Genomic DNA, 589 nt, shown 5'->3' on the forward strand with positions numbered 1-589 from the left:
TCTTCAAGATCTCGGTCGACGCCTCCGGCACGGTGACGCTGACGCAGTACCAGCAGATCGACCACCTGCCCGAGAGCCTCGACACCACCAACAACAACGCCCACATCGACCTCGGCAATGGCCTGGTGACGCTGTCGGCGACGGCGACGGTGACCGACGGCGACCACGACCAGGCGACCTCGACGGTCAGCACCGACCTCGGCGGCAATATCGGCTTCGACGACGACATTCCGTCGCTGACGGTCGGCACGGTCGCGGACGCCGCCATCACGCTGGTGACGCAGGACGCCCAGACGATCGGCATCAACTCCGACACGGCAAGCGCGAGCTTCGCGGCCGCCTTCCTGGCGGCGGTGACGCCGAGCTATGGCGCCGACGGCGCCGGCTCGACGGTGATCAGCAACTATACGCTCAACGTCACCAACTCGGCCTCGGGCCTGACCAGCCAGGGTGAAGCGATCACCCTGGTCAAGGTCGGCAACGACATCGTCGGCCAGACCGCCTCGCATGGCGATATCTTCAAGATCTCGGTCGACGCCTCCGGCACGGTGACGCTGACGCAGTACCAGCAGATCGACCACCTGCCCGA

1 protein-coding gene is annotated in these 589 nt (G+C 66.2%); it reads left to right on the top strand.

All coding sequences use genetic code 11. The annotated features are described in order from the left end of the window. A partial coding sequence (locus EN853_RS34300; RefSeq protein ID WP_245517516.1) for a DUF5801 repeats-in-toxin domain-containing protein occupies positions 1 to 589 on the top strand: 589 nt, incomplete at both ends.

The sequence above is a fragment of the Mesorhizobium sp. M1C.F.Ca.ET.210.01.1.1 genome (assembly GCF_004791585.1).
Lineage (GTDB): Bacteria > Pseudomonadota > Alphaproteobacteria > Rhizobiales > Rhizobiaceae > Mesorhizobium.